The sequence below is a fragment of the Nocardia sp. CDC159 genome (genome assembly GCF_023740735.1).
In the GTDB taxonomy this organism is placed as follows: Bacteria; Actinomycetota; Actinomycetes; order Mycobacteriales; family Mycobacteriaceae; genus Nocardia; species Nocardia pulmonis.
In genome coordinates, this window is the sequence record NZ_JAMRXH010000002.1 from 642,849 (window position 1) to 658,050 (window position 15,202).

12 protein-coding genes are annotated in these 15,202 nt (G+C 70.4%); 5 read left to right on the plus strand and 7 right to left on the minus strand.

Annotated elements, in window-relative coordinates; all coding sequences use genetic code 11:
* Positions 1-2: 2 nt before the first annotated feature.
* From NDR87_RS06785 to NDR87_RS06795, 3 genes are all read left to right on the plus strand, one after another.
* Positions 3-1,295 carry an ammonium transporter gene (locus NDR87_RS06785; protein ID WP_251909582.1) on the plus strand — a complete coding sequence of 431 codons (1,293 nt, stop codon included), beginning with the start codon at positions 3-5 and terminating at the stop codon, positions 1,293-1,295.
* Between the two features lie 65 nt (positions 1,296-1,360).
* On the plus strand, positions 1,361-3,592 hold the full coding sequence (locus NDR87_RS06790; protein WP_251909581.1) for an MMPL family transporter: 2,232 nt from the start codon (positions 1,361-1,363) through the stop codon (positions 3,590-3,592).
* Entirely contained in the window at positions 3,589-4,284 is a 696-nt protein-coding gene (locus NDR87_RS06795; RefSeq protein ID WP_251909580.1) for a TetR/AcrR family transcriptional regulator, read from the plus strand. Before NDR87_RS06790 ends, NDR87_RS06795 begins: the two co-directional genes overlap by 4 nt.
* A gap of 43 nt (positions 4,285-4,327) precedes the next feature.
* Here the strand turns inward: NDR87_RS06795 and NDR87_RS06800 are convergent, their stop codons facing one another.
* Complete coding sequence (locus NDR87_RS06800) at positions 4,328-5,488, minus strand: neutral zinc metallopeptidase (RefSeq protein ID WP_308212055.1); 1,161 nt, start codon at positions 5,486-5,488, stop codon at positions 4,328-4,330.
* Between the two features lie 77 nt (positions 5,489-5,565).
* On the opposite strand from NDR87_RS06800, the gene NDR87_RS06805 reads away from it, so the two are divergent.
* The gene (locus NDR87_RS06805) at positions 5,566-7,167 is read left to right on the plus strand and encodes a DUF2207 domain-containing protein (RefSeq protein ID WP_251909578.1); all 1,602 of its coding nucleotides are present in this window, start codon (positions 5,566-5,568) and stop codon (positions 7,165-7,167) included.
* A gap of 48 nt (positions 7,168-7,215) precedes the next feature.
* Here NDR87_RS06805 and NDR87_RS06810 read toward each other — a convergent pair whose 3' ends face one another.
* Positions 7,216-8,478, minus strand: a complete 1,263-nt coding sequence (locus NDR87_RS06810; RefSeq protein ID WP_251909577.1) for an ROK family protein — start codon at positions 8,476-8,478, stop codon at positions 7,216-7,218.
* Between the two features lie 420 nt (positions 8,479-8,898).
* Here NDR87_RS06810 and NDR87_RS06815 point away from each other — a divergent pair, with 420 nt between their 5' ends.
* Positions 8,899-9,141, plus strand: a complete 243-nt coding sequence (locus NDR87_RS06815) for a hypothetical protein (RefSeq protein WP_251909576.1) — start codon at positions 8,899-8,901, stop codon at positions 9,139-9,141.
* A gap of 5 nt (positions 9,142-9,146) precedes the next feature.
* On the opposite strand, the gene NDR87_RS06820 is transcribed toward NDR87_RS06815, so the two are convergent.
* Genes NDR87_RS06820 through NDR87_RS06840 form a run of 5 tightly spaced genes read right to left on the minus strand, consistent with a single transcriptional unit; the run spans position 9,147 to position 15,170 of the window.
* Positions 9,147-10,280, minus strand: a complete 1,134-nt coding sequence (locus tag NDR87_RS06820; protein WP_251909574.1) for an LLM class flavin-dependent oxidoreductase — start codon at positions 10,278-10,280, stop codon at positions 9,147-9,149.
* Positions 10,277-11,083 (minus strand): DUF1684 domain-containing protein, encoded by an 807-nt coding sequence (locus NDR87_RS06825; protein ID WP_251909572.1) that lies wholly within the window; start codon positions 11,081-11,083, stop codon positions 10,277-10,279. The genes NDR87_RS06820 and NDR87_RS06825 overlap by 4 nt, the downstream gene beginning before the upstream one ends.
* Positions 11,080-12,444, minus strand: a complete 1,365-nt coding sequence (locus NDR87_RS06830; RefSeq protein WP_251909571.1) for an NtaA/DmoA family FMN-dependent monooxygenase — start codon at positions 12,442-12,444, stop codon at positions 11,080-11,082. Before NDR87_RS06830 ends, NDR87_RS06825 begins: the two co-directional genes overlap by 4 nt.
* Before the next feature lie 8 nt (positions 12,445-12,452).
* Positions 12,453-13,514 carry an LLM class flavin-dependent oxidoreductase gene (locus NDR87_RS06835; RefSeq protein ID WP_251909569.1) on the minus strand — a complete coding sequence of 354 codons (1,062 nt, stop codon included), beginning with the start codon at positions 13,512-13,514 and terminating at the stop codon, positions 12,453-12,455.
* Positions 13,515-15,170, minus strand: a complete 1,656-nt coding sequence (locus NDR87_RS06840) for an ABC transporter ATP-binding protein (RefSeq protein WP_251909568.1) — start codon at positions 15,168-15,170, stop codon at positions 13,515-13,517. It lies immediately after the preceding gene.
* Positions 15,171-15,202: the final 32 nt, after the last annotated feature.

The window sequence follows — 15,202 nt, forward strand, 5'->3', positions numbered from 1 at the left end:
CCGTGCCCTCGACCATCGATCCCGCAGCCACGGCCTGGCTGCTGGCCAGCACCGCATTGGTGCTGCTCATGACGCCGGGACTGGCGATCTTCTACGGCGGCATGGTGCGCACGACCGGCGTGCTGAACATGCTCATGATGAGCTTCATCGCCATACCCCTGGTGACGGTGGCGTGGCTGCTGCTCGGCTACTCGCTGGCATTCGGCGACGACGCCGGTGGCGGGGTGATCGGAAATCTCGCGCATGCCGGGCTGGCCGGAATCGACCCGGGCACGGTGCGCGGCGGCGTTCCCGAACTGCTGTACCTCACCTTCCAGCTGACCTTCGCGATCCTGACCGCGGCGCTGGTCAGCGGCGCGATCGCCGACCGCGCGAAATTCTCGGCGTGGATGGTCTTCGTCCCGCTGTGGGCCCTGGCGGTGTATTCGCCCATCGCACACTGGGTCTGGGGACCCGACGGCTGGCTGGCGAAGTTCGGCGCGCTCGATTTCGCGGGCGGCCTGGTGGTCGAGATCGCCTCCGGCGCTTCGGCTCTCGCACTGGCGCTGGTGCTCGGGCCGCGCATCGGCTTCAAGGTGGACGCGATGCGACCGCACAATCTGCCGTTCGTCCTGTTGGGCGCGGGCCTGCTGTGGTTCGGCTGGTTCGGCTTCAACGCCGGATCGGCGCTGAAGGCCGACGGCCTGGCCGCCGCGGTATTTCTCAACACCCTGGTGGCGGGCTGCCTGGGCATGCTGGGCTGGCTTGTGGTGGAACGAATTCGCGACGGTCGGCCGACCACCTTCGGCGCGGCGTCCGGCGCGGTCGCGGGGCTGGTCGCGATCACGCCGTCCTGCGGTTCGGTCGACACCCTCGGCTCGGTGATCGTGGGACTCGTCGCGGGCGTGGTGTGTTCGTTCGCGGTGGGCTGGAAGTTCAAGGCGGGCTACGACGATTCCCTCGACGTGGTGGGCGTGCACTTCGTCGGTGGTGTGGTGGGCACGCTGCTGATCGGCCTGCTGGCCAACCAGGTCATGACCGGCGGCGCGCGCGGGCTGCTGTACGGGGGCAGCCTGGCTCAGCTCGGCAAGCAGGTGGTGGCGGTGCTCGTGGTCGCGGCCTACGCCTTCGCAGTGTCGTTCGCGCTGGGCAAGCTCATCGATCGCACGCTCGGCTTCCGGGTCAGCAAGGAGGACGAGATCGCCGGAATCGACTTCGCGCTGCACGCGGAGACCGCCTACGTCGAGGGCGTGCACGGGCATGCGCCGCGCGGGGTCTTCGGACATCAGCACGGCCAGGGTGATCGGGATCACTGACGGCCTTCTGAGGTAACGGCGTTACGCTAACGCCGTTACCGCACGCCGACCCGCTGGGAGCGCCGATGCTCACCCGAATCGCACAGCTGTCGACCCGGCACCCGCGGGTGATCCTGCTGACCGCCCTGGCCCTGGCGCTGCTGTGCGGCGCCTTCGGGGCCTCGGCCGCCGCCCATCTGAAATCCGCCGGATTCACCTCCGACAGCGCCGAATCGACGCGGGCCGCCCGGATCCTCGCCGACCAATTCAACGGCGCCCAGCCCAATTTCGTCCTCCTGATCGACTCCGAGCAGGGCGTCGACAGCCCCGTGGCCAGGCAGGCGGGCACCGACATCACCGCCCGGCTGCAGGCCCGCGACGACGTGGTGGGCCTGCGCTCGTACTGGACCAGCCCGCCCAACGTCAAGGCCGCGCTGCGCAGCACCGACGGTAGGAAGGCCCTCGTCGTGGCCTATCTGACCGGCGGCGACGATGCGGCGCAGCGCGCGGCGGGCCGGATAGTCGAGCAGCTCGACGGCACCACCCCGGGCGTCACGGTCCACGCGGGCGGACTGGCCGCCGCCTATCACGAGGTGAACGGCCAGGTCACCAGGGACCTCGCGGTGGCCGAGGGCATCGCGGTACCGCTGACGGCGATCGTGCTGATCCTGGTGTTCGGCAGCGTGATCGCGGCCTCGCTGCCGCTGGTGGTCGGACTGTTCGCGATCGCGAGCACGCTGGCGATCCTGCGGATCTTCACCCTGCTCACCGACGTATCGATCTACGCGCTGAACATGACCACCGCGCTCGGTCTCGCGCTGGCCATCGACTACAGCCTGTTCATCGTCAGCCGCTTCCGCGAGGAGCTGGACAACGGCTCCGACCATCGGGCCGCGGCCGTCCGGGCGGTACAGACCGCCGGGCGCACGGTGCTGTTCTCCGCGCTGACGGTCGCGCTGGCTTTGGCCGTACTGAGCGTATTCGACCTGTACTTCCTGAAATCGTTCGCCTACGCGGGCGTGGCGGTGGTGGCCACCGCGGCCGCGGCCTCGATCTTCGTCCTGCCCGCCGCGCTGGTGCTGCTGGGCGACCGGGTGAATGCCTGGAATCTGCGCGTTCCGCTGCGCCGCCTGCTGCGCCGACCCGAACCGGTGTCGCGGCCGCTCGAGCAGACCGGCTGGTACCGCACGGTGACCTGGGTGATGCGCCGTGCCCTGCCGGTGGCATTCGTGATCACCGCGGTGCTGCTCGCGCTCGGATCCCCATTCCTGGGCGTGAAATTCGGCTATCCCGACGACCGGGTGCTGCCCGCGGGCGCGGCGAGCCGAACGGTCGGCGACGAACTGCGCGGCCAGTTCCCGGCCGTCGATGCCGGGACGGCCACGACGGTCGTATTGCCGGGGTACCGCGGCGATGCCGGAGCCTATGCCGCGGCGCTGTCGAAGGTGGAGGGCGTCTCGACGGTGCTGTCCAATGCGGGCGTCTACATCTCCGGCGGGCGCGTGGCGCCCACACCGCCCGGAATGGCCAACGACTCCGGCCAATACCTCACGATCGCCTCGAAATTCGAGCCGTTCTCCGATGCGGGCAAGCGACAGCTGGAGCGGCTGCGGGAGGTGCCCGCGCCCGCGCCGACGCTGTTCGGCGGCGCGGGGGCGATGAATGCCGATGGCCTGCGCGATCTGGGTTCGCGCCTTCCGCTGGCGGCCGTGCTCATCGCGCTGGCCACCTTCGCGGTGCTGTTCCTGTTCACCGGCAGCGTCGTGCTGCCGCTGAAAGCCGTTGTGCTCAACTGCCTCTCGCTCACCGCGATGTTCGGGATGATGGTGTGGATCTTCCAGGACGGCCATCTGGCGGATCTGATCGGCTTCACACCGACCGGATATCTGGTCGCGACCATGCCGATGCTGATGTTCTGCCTGGCCTTCGGCATGTCCATGGACTACGAGGTATTCCTACTCTCGCGCATCCGGGAGGCCTGGCTGGCCTCCGACCGCACCGCCGCCGCCAACGAGCATTCGGTCGCGGTGGGCGTGGCCCGCACCGGGCGCATCGTCACCGCCGCAGCGGCGCTGATGGCGATAGTGTTGGGCGCCATGGCCTTCGGCAAGGTGACCTTCATTCAAATGTTCGGGCTGGGCCTCACACTGACCGTGCTCGCCGACGCCACGATCATCCGCGGCCTGCTGGTACCCGCGCTCATGCGACTGCTGGGCACGCGCAACTGGTGGGCGCCCGCGCCGCTGGCCCGCTGGCACGAACGGTTTGGGCTCAGTGAGGAATCGGCACCGCGGCCGGAGCCGGTGGGCCGCCGATGACGATCGGGCGTCGCCCCCGTTCGGCGCGCGGCACGGGGGCCGCGCTGCGCGCCGAAATCCTGCAGGCCGCCCGGGACCTGCTGGCGCACACCGGAAATGCCGATGCGGTGTCGATCCGGGAGGTGAGCCGGCGAGTCGGGGTGAGCGCGCCGTCCATCTACCGACATTTCGCCGATAAGGACGCCCTCATCGAGGCGGTGGTGGCTCAGGTCTTCGAGAACCTCGACGCCGCCATGGCGGCCGCCATCGATCCGGCCGCCTCCCCCATCATGCGCATGCGCGACCAGGGCCTGGCCTATGTGCGTTTCGCACTCGACCATCCCGAGCAGTACCGGATCGCGACCGCGGCCAGTTCGCGGCACCGCGCCAGCGCCGTCGATCAGGTGCTGGGCAGCGCGGTGTTCCAACGCTTCTCGCAGACCATCCGCGAGGCGATGGACAGCGGTTTGATCGCGCCCGGCGATCCCCTGCCGGTGGTGCTGCAGATGTGGGCCAGTGCGCACGGCATCGTCTCGCTCATGATCGCGAAACCCCATCTGCCCTGGGGCGATCCGGAGGTCATCGCCGATCGGGTACTGGCCGCCGCCTGTATCGGGCGGGCGGTGCTCGACATCATGGGCGGAGATCCCGATCCGGACGAGGCCGCGCGCTGGCTGGAAGGCATCCGAGCGCGCGGCGGTCACCGCCCGTAACCGGGCGGACCGTAGCCCGGTGGCGGATACGGCGGTTGCGTCATCAGCTCACCTGGCCGGACGGTGCGATGAAGGTATTGCACCGCGCCGTCCTGTTCTGATCGAAACCGGTGCTGAACCATTCACCCATATGCTGGGCCGTGCCGTGGTCGCGCATATCGCCGGGGGCGTCGCCGCGACCGTAGGCGTCCTCGCGGGCATTGCCCGATTGCGCCGCCGACAGCGAACCGCCGCCCGCGGAGGCCGACAGGAACATGCCGTCGAAGCAGTTGGCCTGCAATTCGATTCGCCGCGAGACCTCCAGACCCTGGGTGCTCTTCGGCCCCACCTCGCGGCGCTGCTTGTTCGCCGCCGACAGAATGCCCGACTGCGCCTGCACGTGATGGCCGTACTCGTGGGCGAACACCGACAGATAGATTTCCCAGTGGTTACCGAACAGATCGGTCTGCAGCTGGCTGATCGGCATGTAGATGGTCTGATTCGCGCCGCAGTAGAAGGCGGCGAAATTACTGCTGCTGCCGGTGCACGGGGTGGTGATGCCCGCGGTCGACGCGGTGACGTTCACACTCGGTGCGGTGAACGGCAACTTGGCGGCCGACAGCACGGGCTTCCACGCCTGCTCCAAACAGGTGGCGGCGCTTTCGAAGAATTTGCGCGCGGCGTCGACCTGGGTGCTCCACGGCGCGTAATGGCAGCGGGCCGGGCTCAGCGGCGAACCCGGGTCGGCGAGCAGCGGATTGGAGCCGGTCTCGGTGATCGGGGCCGTGCCCCCGGGCAGCTTTCCGGCGGTGGGCGCGTAGGTGTAGCCGACGCGACCGCCGGCGTGGTTCACGGCGTTCACACCGGTGCGAACGCCCACCCGGACCAGCGCGGCGACCACGACCAGGATGACGAGCACCAGCACACCGGCGACCCGGCCACCGCCGCCCCGGCGTCGCTGCGGCGGTCTGCCGGGCGGGCCGTAGGGCGGGGGCGGGTGGCCCATCGGACCGTAGGGATGCTGCGGCGGCTGCCCATGGGGCTGCGCGTACGGCGGGGGCGAATAGGGCTGTGCCGGAAAGCCGTACGGCGGCGCGGGCCGATAGCCCGGATGCTGCTGCGAACCATGACCGGGCGGCGGCGGATAACCCGGGGGCGGCCCGTAGGGCGGACCCGGCCGACCGGCAGGCGGAATCGGACCGTATCCGTAGGGTGGTTGATTCACTCCCCCGTGCCCCCTGGTTCTTTCGGGTACTCGACAGCCGCTGACGCAGGATAGCAAGCTGTCTAAGCTAAGGCCCCATGCTGATCTTTCGGGGGGGCGCCCTCGGCGCGCTGGTGCTCGTCCTGGCCGGACTGTTCGCGGGACCCCCCGCCGCGCGGGCGCAGCCAGCCGAGGGAGCGGCGATCACGGCTGATCTGAAACTGGGCGACGACGGCCTGCTCGAGGTTGCCGAGACCGTGCGGGTACCGCCGGGCGGCCAGTTCCATATGGTGCTGCCGCTGCGAATCGCGCAGGGGGACAACGGGCAACGGCGCTTCAGCGTGACCGGCGTCTCGGCCACCGGGGCGGGCACCGCCAAGGTCGAGGGCGATCGGTTCACCATCGATGCGCAGCCCGGTGAATCGTCGTTCACCTACACCGTGCACGGCGTGGTCAGCGAGGCGCCCGGCACCCAGCTGTTCAAGTGGACCGGCGTCCTCAATGCCGATGTCTCCTCGATCGATGCCTCGGTGATCAGCCCGAGCTTTCGGATGGGCATCGCCGACTGCACGATCGGACCGCCCGGACAGGCCAAGAAGTGCAATGACGTCCGGGTGGAGCCGGACGGGGTGATGTTCCTGAGTCAGAGCGGGCTGCATCGCGGCGATGTGCTCGACGTGACCTTGCAGCTGCCGCCGGGGACCGTGCCCGCCAATGCCGATATCCGTGACGGAAGCGATTCGGGCGCCTTCGGTTTCACCGCACCGGTGCTCGCCGCCTTCGGGGTGCTGCTGACCGCGCTGGCCGCCTGCGGTGGCTATGTGGCGTGGTCGCGGCGGCAGGATGCCGCGGCGCTGGCCGGGCGCGAGGCGGTGGAGCCGTTGCAGCGCACCGCGGATCGGGTGGAGTTCGCCTCGCCCGAGGGCGCCCTGCCGGGCGAGGTGGGTGTGCTGCTCGACGGCCACGCCGACGCCCCGGATCTGGCCGCCACCGTGGTGGATCTGGCCGTCCGGCGCTATATCAGGATCGCGGCGATCAGCGATTCGGACTGGCGGATCATCCGCGTGAATCCGGCCGACGAACAACTGCGCGACTATGAGAAGCAGGTCTATCGCACCCTGCTGCCCGACGGGACCGATGCGGTGACCGTCACCGAACTGCGCGGCCGTCCGATCGGCGAGCCCGCGCGGGCGGCACTGCTGCGCGATGCGGTGGAGCGGGGTGTGCTGATCGATCGGACACGGCGCGGCCTACTGTTCTGGCTGGGCGCGGCGCTCGTGACGGTCGGCATCACGACCACCGTCGCGCTCGCGATCAGCGGTGGGCACGCCCTGGTCGGCGTCGCCATCGCCCTCGGCGGCGGGGCGGCGCTGCTGCTGCCGCGCTATCTGCCCGCGCGCACCGCGGCCGGGCGCGAACTCGTCGGCAAGGTGCGCGCACTGCAGCGCGGCCTGGACGAATTGCGGCCCGATCGCATCCCGCCGGGCGACCGGGAGCTGGTGTTCTCCCGTGCGCTGCCGTTCACGATCATCGGTGGCCGCGCGGACAATTGGATCCGCGTCTTCCGCGATATCGACCCGTCGGCCGACCGGCGGCCGGGGCTGTACTGGTTCGGCGGCTTCGAGCGGGATCGCAATCTGCACCGGTTCGCGGGCCACTTCCCGTACTTCATCACCGCGCTCGAGGGCCTGTTCGCCTAGCACCATCCGGGCGGGAGGCGCAGCGGGTGCGGCTCCCGCCCGGTGGGCTCAGCGCGGGTTGCGGCTGGCGCGGCGCATGGCCGACAGCGGATCCGCGTAGAACACGCTCAGGGCGGTGACGGCCGCCGCGTGCTCCTGGACCCGGCCGCCGAAACGGCTGATCCGCAGGTCGGCGGTCGGCAGCGTGGTGCTCTGCGCGAATGCCCTTGCCACCGTGTCGATTCCGGGGCGGTAGCCGGTGAAGGCCTGACCGCCCAGCACGATCCGATCCGGATTGAACATGTCGCGGACCAGAGCGGCCGTGCGGCCGAGGATTTCGGCGCGTTCGGTGAGCAGCTCGCGGGCCGCGGCCGCGCCGGACTCGGCGGCACGGTACAGGTCGGTGATGACCGGGCGGCGCGGGGCCTCCCGCTTGGGCACGATGCCGGCCCGCACGGCGCGCGCCAGCAGCGCGGACTCGCCGACCGTGGCCTCCAGGCAGCCGCGCCGTCCGCACGAGCAGTCGACATCGGAGCCGGTGGGCAAGTGCGCGATCGAGCCCGGACCATTGGCGGGGGTGTGCACGCGATCGTGCAGGGTCACCGCGATGCCCGCGGTCTCACGCGCATAGATGTAGAGGCTGGAGCCGGGCCGCTCCTCGGCGGGCGAGTTCAGCAGCAGTTCGGCCGCGGCCATCGCCTCGACGTGCGCGGCGACCGAGACCGGCAGATCCAGCACGCCGCCGAAGATCGCGGCCACCGGCGCGGCCTGCCAGTCCAGGCGCGGATGGTCCACCACACCGGCGGCCGGATCGACCCGACCGGCCAGTGCGATGCCGGTCCACAGCGGCCGCCGCCGCGGCAGCCGGTCCAGGAAGGCCTTGGCGCTGCGCGCGATGATGGTCAGTGCCGCCTCCGGGCCGGCCTGCGGGGTGGCGATCTCGAGACCGCCGAGGATGCGACCGGCCAGGTCGGCCGCGACGATGCGGGTCACCGTGGCGCCGATGTGCACGCCCAGGGTGGTGTAGGAGTCGGTGTCGACCTCGAAGGGCACCCGCGGCCTACCGACCGCGCCGGATGCGGTGAGGTCGGCCCGTTCCCGCAGCAGTCCGGCCGAAAGCAGTGCCGACACTTGGCGATTCACGGTGGCGATACTCAAACCCGTTGTCTGGGCGGCGGTATCGCGGAAGATGGGCCCGCGGGTGGCGGCCCGCAGCACCGCGGCCGCCGGATTGTCGGCGATACGCAGTTCGGGCGGTACGGCCGGACGCGCCGCGGCGGTCCGGGCGGGCAGGGTGAGGGTGGACGATCGCTCGAGGGTGGGGCTCGTCATGTGCGGAATCCTTGTTGTGGTCCCGGGGCGCGGGACTTGTCCGAAAAGGGGCAGCAACAAGGCAGCGAGAAGGGCCCGAAATCGGTCGCTCAGCGACCGGGAGCGGTTCTCAGCTGCGCGGCCGGGAGCAACACAGCTCCCGCTGCCGCGGCAGCCGCACACCGAGCGCAACGGTCACATAGGTGACCCGTGCGGCGTTCGGACGGCTGGAGGACATGCGTTAGAAGTTATCATCCTATGTCTCGTCGACGCCAGACCAGGCGGTACGCATCCATTGCGATCGGCGTGAACACAACTCTTCGACCTGGTCCGTGCGGTGGTGCAACGGCCTTGCGTCGCAGTCATCCCCGTTTGACCGGCATCGCCTCGGGTAGGCGATCGATAGGGGGGATGCCATCGATCGCAACGCAAGGATTCGATATGACCCACTCACAGGAGACCGGCCACGTCACCGGAACCAAGGACAAGGACTACAACCTGATCTGGTACACCGAGGCGTCGCTGGACAACGCGTTACGGCTGGAGACCTACATCCAGGACGCCGAGCGCGAGGGCGACACCGAACTCGCCGAATTCTTCCGTAAGGCCCAGGCCGACAGCCGCAAGGGTGCGCGGATGGGCAAGGAGTTCCTCGCCAAGCGCCTGGGCTCCTCGGAGATCTGAGTCCCTCACGCCGCCCGGACGCGCTGAAGGCCCCACTCCTGCGCCAGCAGACGATGGGAGTTCAGCCGGTCGTGGTGGTCGTAGGTGACGCTGGTGATCACCAATTCGTCGGCACCGGTGAGTTGTCGCAATGCCGTCAGGCGTTCGGCGACGCTCGCGGCGGTGCCGACGAACTGTGTGGTGGTGCGGTCGCGGACCAGGCGCAGCTGGTGTTCGGTCAGGGGCGGGGCGGTGTCCGGATCGAGGTAGTCGGCCGCGCCCGCGCCGCTGCGAATGCTGTAGACCCAGTGCCCGTAGGTGGAGGCCAGGTGCCGGGCCCGCGCCTCGTCCTCGGCCACCACGACATCGGCGGAGACGACCAGGTACGGGCGTGGATAACGCTCGGACGGGCGGAACGACTCCCGGTACGCCGCAACGGTTTCCAGGATCGTGCCGGGCGAGACGTGATAGTTGGCCGCGAACGGCAGGCCCAGCCGCCCGGCCAGCCGCGCGCTCTCGCCGCCGCTGCTGCCGAACAGCCACAGCTCCACCTGCGCGCCCGCACCCGGAACCGCTTGCAGTGCAATGCCGTCCGAACCACGGTAGGTGCCCGCCAGCAGCGCGCGGATCTGCTCCACCTGTTCGGTGTAGTCCAGCGATTGCGCCCCGGGCAGTAGCAGCGCCTCGTGACTCGCGGCCAGGCGGCTGGTGTCGAGCACCTGCCCCGGTGAGAACGGCGGCGGAATCACCACGCCGTCGCGCACCTCGGTCGGCCGCGCGGGTGCGGGCACCGGCGGCACCCCGGCCGAACGGACCTGGGCGAGCCGATGCGCCGACCGTCCCAGGCCCAGATCCAGGCGGCCGGGATACAGCGCATCGATCGTGCCGAACGCCTCGACCACCGACGCCGAGGTGTGCTGGCCCAGCTGCACCGCCGCCGAACCCACCCGGATGGTCCTGGTGGCCGCGGCGATCAGCCCGATCAGGGTCGTCGTGGCCGAGCTCGCGACCCGGACGAAATGATGTTCGGCCAGCCAGTAGCGCCGATACCCCCAGGTCTCCGCCTGTCGGGCCAAATCGACACTGTTGCGTATGGCCTGCTGTGGGGTCGAACCCGCGCTGATGGGCGACAGATCCAGAATCGAGAGCGGAACACTCATTTCGCGACCTCCGAGCGGGGATCGCGCTCGCCGGCCGCCACCGCGATCGGCAGCCGGTTCTCGGCGGGCGCGACCGGGCAGGTGGCGTAGTCGGTGAACGCACAGGGCAGGTTCTGGGCGCGGTTGAAGTCGAGCAGCACCCCGCCGTCGGCGTCGGGCACGCCGACCGGCAGCAGTCGCCCGCCCGGGTAGGTGGTGACGCCGCTGGTGGCGTCGGTGAACAGGATGCGCAGCCCCGACTCGGCGGCACCGAAGGCGATGAGCCGGTATTCCTGGCCGTCGATGCGGAAGGCGATGGTTCCGGCCGCCGGGTGGTGGTGCTCCAGGCCCTCGACCACCGCACCGGTGGTGACGGTACGGGCGCTGTCATAGCGCTCGAGGGTTCCGATCACCGCCCAGCGCGGATCCGGTGGATAGGTGGGGATTTCGGTGAACGCGGCCAGCGTCGGAGCGGCCGGATCGTGCACCCGCAGCGCGAACCGCCCGGTGCGGCGGATCACCTCGATACTGCGCGCGCCCACCCGCACCTCGAGGCCGGGCGCACCCTCGCCGGGTGTGAGTTCGGTTCGCCCGCCGAGGGTTTCCCCGTCGATCCTCAGGCCGTCGGCGGGTTCGCTGGTGACGACGACGCTGTCACCCCCGACCCGCCAGCGGCCCGGCAGCCCGTCGACGACCTCGTCTCGCTCGCCCAGCCAGTGCAGTCCGGTCAGGCTCAGCCAGCCCAGCGGTTCGCGCGCCCACGCCTGCCGCTGCGCGTGCCAGCTCCGCCACTGCTGTTCGAATTCGGTGGTGACAGCGGTCATGACGCCCGTACTCCTTCACTGTTCCGATGAGGATGGCGCAGACCCAGGTGCTCGCGCAGGGTCGTGCCGGTGTATTCGGTGCGGAAGCTGCCGCGCTCCTGCAGCTCGGGAACGACCTTCTCGACGAATTCGTCGAGTCCGTGCGGGGTGATGTGCGGGACCAGCACGAATCCGTCGGCCGCATCGCTCTGCACATAGCGATCGATCTCGGCGGCCACCTCGGCGGGCGTGCCGACGAACTGCTGGCGGGCGGTGACCTCGATGATGAGCTCGCGGATGCTGAGCCGCTCGGCCGCGGCCTGCTCCCGCCAGGCGGCGGCGACCGCGCGCGGATCCTTGGCATGGCGGACCCGGCCGCGGGTGATGTTCACATTGTCGACCGGATCGACGTCGGGCAGCGGGCCGTCCGGATCGTAGCCGGAAAGGTCGCGGCCCCAGACCTGCTCGAGGAAGGCGATCGCGGTCTGCGGGCCGACCTGCTGCAGCCGGATCTCGCGGGCCCGCTCCAGGGCCTCGGCCGAGGTGTCGCCGAGTACGAAGGTGGCGGCCGGGAGGATCTTCAGCTCGTCTCGGGTGCGACCGTATTTCGCGAGCCGGGCCTTGACGTCGAGGTAGAACCGCTGCCCGTCCTCCAGGTCGCCGTGGCGACTGAAGATGGCATCGGCCTTGGCGGCGGCGAACTCCCGGCCCTCGTCGGAATCGCCCGCCTGGATCTGCACCGGATAACCCTGCGGGCTGCGCGGCAGCACGAACTGCCCCTCGATGTCGAACTGCTCGCTGGTGAATCGCACGCTGGGCGCGGGGCGGGCGAAGACGCCGCGCTCGCGGTCGATGACGAGTGCGTCGGCCGACCAGCTGTCCCACAGCGCCCGGGTCGCGTCGATCACCTCGGCGGCCCGGCTGTAGCGCTCGGCATGGTCGAGATAGCCGCCGCGCCGAAAGTTCTCGCCGGTGAAGGCGTCGGAGGAGGTGACCGCGTTCCAGGCGGCGCGACCGCCGGAGAGGTGATCCAGCGTCGCGAACTGCTTTGCCAGTTCGAAGGGTTCGTTGAAGGTGGTGTTGATGGTTCCGGCCAGGCCCAGCTGGGTCGTCACCCCGGCCAGCGCGTTCAGCACGGTGAAGGTGTCCGGACGGCCCACCACGTCCAGATCGTGGATCCGCCCGCGATGTTCGCGCAGCCGCAGCCCCTCGGCCAGGAAGAAGAAATCGAACAGTCCGCGCTCGGCGGTGCGGGCCAGATGGACGAAGGAATCGAAGTCGATCTGGCTACCGGCCTCCGGATCGCTCCAGACGGTGGTGTTGTTGACGCCCGGGAAGTGGGCGGCCAAATGAATCTGCTTGCGTACCTTATTGTTCGGCATAGCGGTCCTCAGGCGGTGAGCGCGTAGCGGTTGATCGGGCGGGGCAGGCCGAGCCGCTCGCGCAGGGTGGCGCCCAGCCGGGGCAGCCGGGCGAGGAAGGCGGGCAGCGCCAGCGGGCGCAGCACGATGCCGTCGGCGGGCACGTCGGCCAGCAACTCGTGCAGGCTCGCGGGAGTTCCGAGGTGGCGCAGGCCGTTCGGCTCGGTGGCCGCCCATGCCTCGAGACGCGCCACCTCGGCCGCCGCGGCCGATTCGGTCACGGCCACGTGCACCTCGATATCGACCAGTACCCGCACCAGATCCGGATCGCGTCCGGCCGCCGCGACCGCGGTGCGCAACTCGTCGCGTGTGCGGGCGGCGTGGTCGAGATCGGTTGCGGCAATGCGGATCAGATCGGCGCGCCGGACGGCGACGGCGGTGCTGTGCGCATCCTCGGCGCGCACCGCTACCAGCGGCTGCCCCTGGGGCGGTCGCGGCGTGATCGAGGGGCCCTTCACCGAGAAGTTCTCGCCCACGAAATCGATGTAGTGCAGCTTGTCGCGATCGATGAAGCGCCCCGTGGCCAGATCGCGGATCTCCGCATCGTCCTCCCAGCTGTCCCAGAGCCGGGCCACCACCTCCACGGCTTCGTCGGCCTCGTGCCACAGCGCGGCCGGATCCTGTTCGGCCTTGCGCCCGAACAACGCCGCCTGCCCCGCCGACACCGTAACCTCCCAGCCCGCCCGCCCAAGGGTGGCGAAATCGAGGCTGGCGATGGCCTTCGCGACGTGGAATGGCTCGGTGTGAGTGACCGGTACCTCGGGAATCAGGCCGATCCGGTGCGTGGCCGCGGCCGCCCGCGCGGCGACGGCGACGGCGTCGAGCCGCCCGATCGGGCCCCGGTCCTGCAGCGCGAACGAGTCGGGCAGGAAGGCGAGATCGGCCCCCGCGGCCTCGGCGGCGCGCACGGCGTCGAGCCAGTACTCGGCGGTGAACAGCTCCTCGGCGCGGGAGTCGGCGCGCCGCCAGGCGGCGGGATGCGTTCCGGTGCCGGACAATTCGACACCCAGCAGCGGTTGCGAATGGGTCATTCAGGCCGTCCTTTCGATGGCGGTCGGCGGGGCGGTGGCGCCCGGGATGGCCGACAGCAGTTCGCGGGTGTACTCGTGGCGCGGATGGTGGAACAGTTCCGCGGTGGTGGCCGTCTCCACGATCCGGCCCGCGCGCATGACCGCCACCCGGTCGGCGATGCGCCGAACCACGGCCAGATCGTGGGTGATGAACAGATAGCTCAGCTCCAGTTCGCGCTGCAGTCGTTCGAGCAGGTCGAGGATCTGCGCCTGGACCGATACGTCCAGTGCGGCGACCGGTTCGTCCAGCACCACCAGATCCGGATGCAGGGCCAGCGCGCGGGCGATCGCGACGCGCTGACGCTGGCCGCCGGACAGTTCGGCGGGGCGGCGCTGGCCGTAGGAGCCGGACAGCGCGACCTGATCGAGCAGTTCCGCGACGCGGTCGCGGAGCGCGCCGCGATCGCCGACACCGAAGGCGCGCAACGGTTCCGCGATGATCTGCGCGACCGACAGCTTGGGATTCAATGCGGCATAGGGGTTCTGGTAGACCACCTGGATCCGGCGACGCAGCGCGCGCAGCCGCCCACCGCCCAGCCGCCCGATATCGGCTCCGTCGAGGGTGATGGTGCCCGCGTCGGCGGACTCGAGTCGCGCCAGGATGCGGGCCGTCGTCGTCTTGCCGGATCCGGATTCGCCGACCACGGCCAGGGTTTCACCGCGATCGATGTGCAGCGTGACATCGTCGACGGCGGTCAGGGTCGTGCCCCGGCCGAGGCGGAAGGTTTTGCGCAGTCCGGTCGCGGCCAGCAGCGGCGCGGCGGCGGCCGCACGCGCGGGCCGCACCGCGGTGTCCAGGCTCGGGGCCGACGCCAGCAGGCGCCGGGTGTACTCGTGCCGGGGGTTGGCGAGTATGGCTGCGGTGCGGCCGATTTCGACGATCTCACCCGCGCGCAGCACGGCGATACGATCGGCGCGCTCGGCCGCCACCCCGAGATCGTGGGTGATCAACAGGACCGCCGAACCGGTTTCGGCGGTGCGTGCGGCCAGATGGTCGAGGATGCGGCGCTGCACGGTCACGTCCAGCGCGCTGGTCGGCTCGTCGGCGATGACCAGTTCGGGGTGGCAGGCCAGGGCGATGCCGATCAGCACCCGCTGACGCTGCCCGCCCGACAGGTCCTGGGGGTATTGGCGCGCCCGCAACTCGGGCCGATCCAGTCCGGCCCCGGCGAGGATGTCCACCGCCCGCGCCCACGCGGTCTTGCGGGTCGCGCGTCCGTGCACGCGCAGCGCCTCTCCGACCTGATCCCCCACGCGCAGCACCGGATTCAGCGAGGTGCCCGGATCCTGCGGCACCAGCCCGATCCGCGCGCCGCGGATCCGGCGCAGCACCCGTTCGGACGCGCCCTCGATCCGCTCACCCGCGAACGTGATTCGCCCGCCGGTCACCGCGCCGCCGTCGAGCAGCCCGATCACGGCATGGGCCAGACTCGACTTCCCGGACCCCGACTCCCCGACCAGCGCCACGGTCTCCCCCCGCGCGACGGTCAACGAAACCCCCCGCACCGCAAGGGTCCCCGCCCCATACGCAACCCACAGATCCTCCACCCGCAACAGCGCCTCCCCACTCACACTCCCACCCCCACACCGCTCGCCCCGTCTCCATTCCTGCCGCATCGCCGCACCCTTTCTCGCGCTTCGCACCCGTT